Source organism: Microbacterium sp. 69-7 (assembly GCF_001897985.1).
GTDB lineage: Bacteria > Actinomycetota > Actinomycetes > Actinomycetales > Microbacteriaceae > Microbacterium > Microbacterium laevaniformans.
Window position 1 is genome coordinate 1 of record NZ_MKRU01000108.1, and the last position, 4,802, is coordinate 4,802.

Below are 4,802 nucleotides of genomic sequence, written 5' to 3' on the forward strand. Positions count from 1 at the left end.
CGACCACCCCCACCATCGACGAGGCGGTGATACTCCCCGAGATCACCGCCGCCTAAACTAACGACAGCTGATCATCGCAACGAAGCGAAAGACCACCACTCAAACGGACGCGGCCGAGCGCAGCCCACCGATTGGCCATCGTGATCCTGTCGACCACTTGCGCATTGGCTCCCCCTACCGACGCCATCCGGGTGCTGTTGACTCGCGTTAAGCCGACCTTGAACTGCCCAGTCGAGGGCAGGTGGAGCAGATAGACCTCGTGCGGTTCCCACCAGCCGAGTTCCGCATGCGGATCGTTCGCGTCCCGCGGTGGATAGGACAGGGAGGTGCGCGCGTATCCGAGCCAACTCGATCGGATGCTCTGAATCCGTTCGAGCGGGTTGTCGCGCGTGAACACCTCCCAGACGAACGTGACGGACTCCGCCGACTGATCGACCTCAGCGCGACGGTCCGCACGGAGCCACGCTCGGCTCTGCGGTTGGCGAGGGATGGATGCCCACCACATCATCCGTGACCGCGCCTGCGGGGGAAGGTCCCGCCCGATCAGCGCCTCCACATCGGCAAAGGAAAGCGCCGCATCCTGGTCGTGCGCTATCCCTCTCAGGTAGTCGCCGAGAGGCGTATAGACGCGCTCAAGTCGAGAAATCTCGCCGGAAGCATGCGACGACATCGTGTGTTCCTTTCGATCTCTGAGGGTGCTAGACGGGCACCGCACTTCGTATGGGCTTCGAGTCGGCCAGTTCGCGGATATCTGGTACTCCGATTCACGGCCACCGCTGGAAGACCTCGTCCAGCGCGTCCACGTGCGCGAGGCATCTCTCGACGTGAGCCAGCTCGAACTCATCCGCGAAATCGAGAGCGTTGCGATTGAGAAGACTGCGATACTCCCCCAACGCATTGATGAGAATCGCGTGGCACTCGGGGTTGGCAAGCAACTGGTCTAACTTCGGGTGAACGTCCATCACTCTCCCTCCCCGAACAGTGAGTCGATGGCAGCCGCAGCCCGTTTGGCGACGTCGGATCGGGCCCGGCTGTAGCGCTCGGTCATCTGCATGCTCGAATGACCGAGCACAGCCTGCACGTCGTTCGCTGAGGCGCCGGCATCGAAGAGCATCGTCGCGAGCGTGTGACGTAGGTCATGGATTCGGAGGTCGTCCCTCTGCAACTTCGCGCGCAGCGTCTTCCAATCGATCGCGCGGCGCACGTTCGAGGCATTGATCCGCCCCCCGCGAGGTCCGGTAAAGACGAGGTCGCCACGGTGCTTGCCCGTCATCGCCTCAGTCAGCGGCACGACGAGCGGTGTCGGAATCGGCACGTCCCGCTCCTTGTGGCTCTTCGGGGTCAACTCAACGCCGCGCCCGTCTGCGCCGATGCTGAATGCCCGACGAACGTGGATCGTCCGGTGCGCTAGGTCGACGTCTTCCAGGCGCAGGGCGGTCGCTTCGTTGGCGCGCATCCCTGTGTAGACGAGAGCGGCGATATAGCGCCGATAGTGCGCCTCATCGATTGCCGCGAGCAGAGTCGGCACCTCCGCTGCTGTGAGGGCGCGCGAGCGCAGGCTCGTCGCAGTCTCCGATCTCGGCCGCCGCGCAAGCCGTGCCTGATTCAGCGGCACGAGGTGTGCGTGGACAGCGCCATCAAGCAGCCGACTCAGCACGGCAAGTGCATCGATCCGCGTCGACGCGCTCCCGTCCCATCCGGCTATGGCCTCCTCGACCACACCCGCAGTGAGTTTTTCAAGCCGCACGTGTCCGAGCCAGGGCTTCACCCGGAGCCGCCAGCCACGCTCGTAGGCCCGAGCGGTCGAGGCTCGCACGCTCCCCTCGATCACCGACCAGTGCCGTGAGTGCCACTGTGTGAGCGTCATGTCCCCGTCGGGGTGTCGGCGAGTGAGCGTCTCGGCGCGCAGCTTCTTGGCCTCAGCAAGCGTCGCAACGTACGTCGACCGCTCGCGTTGTTCACCATTTAGGCCGATCGCCCAGACCCGAACCTGGTACTTGCCACGATCCGTGCGAAACCGAATGCCTTCAGGCAGGGGGCGGCGAGTCTTGGGATCAATCCGCTCACTCCGGTTAGTCGACACCGCGAGTACCGCCTGCCTCGAGGAACGCCGCGACAGTCGACGCTCGCCAGAGCATGTGCTTGCCCATGTGCGCGTCCGGGAACGGAAAGCGATTCTGCCGTCGCAGTGAGTCGAAGGTCGACAGCGGCACTCGGCAGAGCCCTGCGGCCTCGCGGCGCGTTAGGTACTCGTTGTGGTCGAGGTGGTCAACAGCTTCCGCCCCGGCTTCATCGACGAGCGTGTGGGTGGTCACGATGTGCTCCTTTCGTAGGGTGAGGTATTGCGATCTCGGGCGCGCTGCTGACGCCACTGACGCGCGGCATCAGCGGCCTCTCTCGCGAGTGCTTTGTCGCCGTCTGTCAGCCAACCCATGCCTGCATAGGCCCACGAGCCGATGACGAGAACTTCGTCGGTGCTGATCTCTTCGGCCGGCTTAGACTTCGCGAGCAGGTGCTTCATGCGCCACGTCCGCCGAGCGCCCCTGAGCGAACCGAGCGTGACTGAGTAACGGCGCGACTTGGTTGAAAAGTGGCCGCGGAAACCGAGCATCCCGTCCCAGCGATGGAGCTGCTCGTAAGGTCCTTCGGAGTGCACGACTGCAGCCAGCTCGCGCACGGTGGCCTTGATGCTCCTGATGTGGTCGCGACCCACGCCCGTCGGCTCGAGGTCTTCTGTGGCTTTGGTCGCATACTTCGCGATGTAGGCAGCGACCGCGCGGTCGGACAGCGCCCCGTCAAGTCCTTCTCGACGCACAATCGGACGAACATCGAACTGTTTGCCCCATGTCAGCGTCCGACCGCCGTCGTCGCCCGGCAACGGACCCGCTGTCACTTGGGTCTTGCGCGCAGCAGCTTGAATCGCGGCCATGAGGTGAACCGCGGTCACGCCGGCGGGAGGCGCCGGGAAGGGTCGCTCCGGATCGATCCCGTCGAGCCGGATGATCGCGTGGAAATGAACGACCCCGCGGCGCTGAAACTCGGCGACCTTCGCGAACTGCACTCGCACGAGGCGGGCAGCGGCGCGCTGAGTCAGCCCCAGCGAACGAGCCAACTCACGTCTGAGCCCGATCGTGAATCGTCGCCACAGTTCAGGCGCGTGGTACTGCCAGACGACGTGACCAACGTAGTCGTAGCACTCGGCGCATACGGCATCTCCGCGGCGCGGATCGTCATCGTCGTGGTGGCAGCGGCATCCTCTCGGATTCCCGTGCTCGCAAGTTCCTGACCGGCGGTCGATGGCGGTTGTGTGCACAGCGCCGAATGAGGGGGCAGTAAGGGTCAGAAATGCCATCGGATGCTCGGCGACCTCCTCCGGCACCTCCTTCATTCCGCCTGCGGCACCGGCCATGATCATGTGCCAGGTGTCGCCCTTGTATTCGTGGCTGCACGACTCGCAGCGCGTTGCACGGCGGTTGCCGCAGCGGGTGAACGTGATCCCGTCAGGCTCACTTGCCGACGAGTACTCCGACAACACCTCGCCGGTCGCCTCGTGAAAGGTGGTCGAGGCGCCGACGAGTCGCACGGGGTTGTGACAGTAGCCAGTCGACGCGACGTTGTGCATCCAGCGGTCGTAATCTTCGCTACGGAGCCGCCGCGAAACGGACTCATCGAGCCTCATCGCTCACCACCATGACGGGAGCTGCGCAACCGATCGGGTAGACCGTCCCCGCGAGGCTGTACTCGTAGACCACACGGCAGATCTCGTCGGTCTCCCCTGTCGCGCGGCGCAGCTCCTGCCAGGCAAGAACCTGCGCGTCGGTGCATGACTCGTTTGCCACCCACGCGCCGTAGCGCTCGATGTAGTAGTCCGCGTCGACCGGGAGGTCGTAGCGCGCGCGAACGGATGCCGTCGCCGCGTCGTATTTCTCGCCGAGGTTGAACGGGATGGAGTGGTCGATCGCACTGCTGGAAGGATCGGCCGATTCCCGCGACGCGCCCGGATCGACGTCCGAACAGCCGGCGAGGGCGATCACGCCGACCACGAGTGCTGCGGCGAGAGAGATGCGATTCATGATGCAGTTTCCTTTCGGGAGGTGCGACGCGAGGATCGCGGCGCTCGGGGTGGACGAGGTGGGCGTGCGTCAGGCGACGGCGGCTCAGGGACGACGACCGGGACATGCCGCGGTGCGGCATACCGCGAGGCGACATCGCGAATCATGTCGTCGGTGATGAGGCCCGCCCGGACACGCTCAGGCGGGCGGCCGTCTTCGGGGAGCACATAGGCGACGCCGGGAGTCGAAGGAGAGATCTCATGGCATCGGCCACCCGCTGCCACCGCGCCGTCGCCGAGCACCATTACGGTCTCCATCCGATCCCGAAGGCGGAGCCCGACGGTCTGAGTGAACAGGCCGCGGGCGGGCAGCGTCTCCTTGCGTGGATCTTGAAGGCAGGCGAACACGATGAAGCCCACCGCACGCCCCTGCGATGCCAACGTCGCAAGAGCTGCGTTCGCGCGACGAAGGAGGTCGCGGTCTGTCTCGTAAGCGGTAAGGGCGGCGAGTTCGTCGATCAGGACCACGACGGTAGGGCTGTCTATGTTTGGCGTGTGCTGTCGCGTTCTCCCTGCAAGATCTTGCGCGCGTTGCTGCATCGCGGCGACCGCATCCTCGAGCAGGATCACCGATCGCTCAGCGTCCGCGGCGAACCTCGACAGAAGCGAACGGCCGAGGGCCAGCTCCATCCCGCCCTTGCGGTCGATCCCCCACACCTCGATCAGACCGGTGTGGATCGGCTCGGCGAGG

7 protein-coding genes are annotated in these 4,802 nt (G+C 65.1%); all 7 read right to left on the bottom strand.

Annotation, left to right across the window (positions count from 1 at the left end; all coding sequences use genetic code 11):
- Window positions 1-52: 52 nt before the first annotated feature.
- A complete protein-coding gene (locus BGN98_RS13600) occupies window positions 53-670 on the bottom strand; it encodes a DUF7662 domain-containing protein (protein ID WP_288121679.1) in 618 nt (205 codons plus the stop codon).
- Window positions 671-764: 94 nt separating this feature from the next.
- A complete protein-coding gene (locus tag BGN98_RS13605) occupies window positions 765-962 on the bottom strand; it encodes a hypothetical protein (RefSeq protein WP_288121680.1) in 198 nt (65 codons plus the stop codon).
- Window positions 962-2,083, bottom strand: a complete 1,122-nt coding sequence (locus BGN98_RS13610; RefSeq protein ID WP_288121681.1) for a tyrosine-type recombinase/integrase — start codon at window positions 2,081-2,083, stop codon at window positions 962-964. The genes BGN98_RS13605 and BGN98_RS13610 overlap by 1 nt, the downstream gene beginning before the upstream one ends.
- Window positions 2,073-2,315: a helix-turn-helix transcriptional regulator gene (locus BGN98_RS13615; RefSeq protein WP_288121682.1), complete on the bottom strand. Its 243-nt coding sequence runs from the start codon at window positions 2,313-2,315 to the stop codon at window positions 2,073-2,075. Before BGN98_RS13615 ends, BGN98_RS13610 begins: the two co-directional genes overlap by 11 nt.
- Window positions 2,312-3,679: a replication initiator gene (locus BGN98_RS13620; RefSeq protein WP_353681713.1), complete on the bottom strand. Its 1,368-nt coding sequence runs from the start codon at window positions 3,677-3,679 to the stop codon at window positions 2,312-2,314. The genes BGN98_RS13615 and BGN98_RS13620 overlap by 4 nt, the downstream gene beginning before the upstream one ends.
- Window positions 3,666-4,073 carry a hypothetical protein gene (locus BGN98_RS13625; RefSeq protein ID WP_288121684.1) on the bottom strand — a complete coding sequence of 136 codons (408 nt, stop codon included), beginning with the start codon at window positions 4,071-4,073 and terminating at the stop codon, window positions 3,666-3,668. The genes BGN98_RS13620 and BGN98_RS13625 overlap by 14 nt, the downstream gene beginning before the upstream one ends.
- The coding region (locus BGN98_RS13630) for a hypothetical protein (protein ID WP_288121685.1) at window positions 4,070-4,802 on the bottom strand (733 nt) is incomplete at its 5' end. The genes BGN98_RS13625 and BGN98_RS13630, both read right to left, overlap by 4 nt.

What these genes read in the sequence shown, in the direction of transcription:
- BGN98_RS13600 (WP_288121679.1), bottom strand. Translation starts at nt 670, where the DNA reads ATGTCGTCGCATGCTTCCGGCGAGATTTCTCGACTTGAGCGCGTCTAT.
- BGN98_RS13620 (WP_353681713.1), bottom strand. Translation starts at nt 3,679, where the DNA reads ATGAGGCTCGATGAGTCCGTTTCGCGGCGGCTCCGTAGCGAAGATTAC.
- BGN98_RS13605 (WP_288121680.1), bottom strand. Translation starts at nt 962, where the DNA reads ATGGACGTTCACCCGAAGTTAGACCAGTTGCTTGCCAACCCCGAGTGC.
- BGN98_RS13625 (WP_288121684.1), bottom strand. Translation starts at nt 4,073, where the DNA reads ATGAATCGCATCTCTCTCGCCGCAGCACTCGTGGTCGGCGTGATCGCC.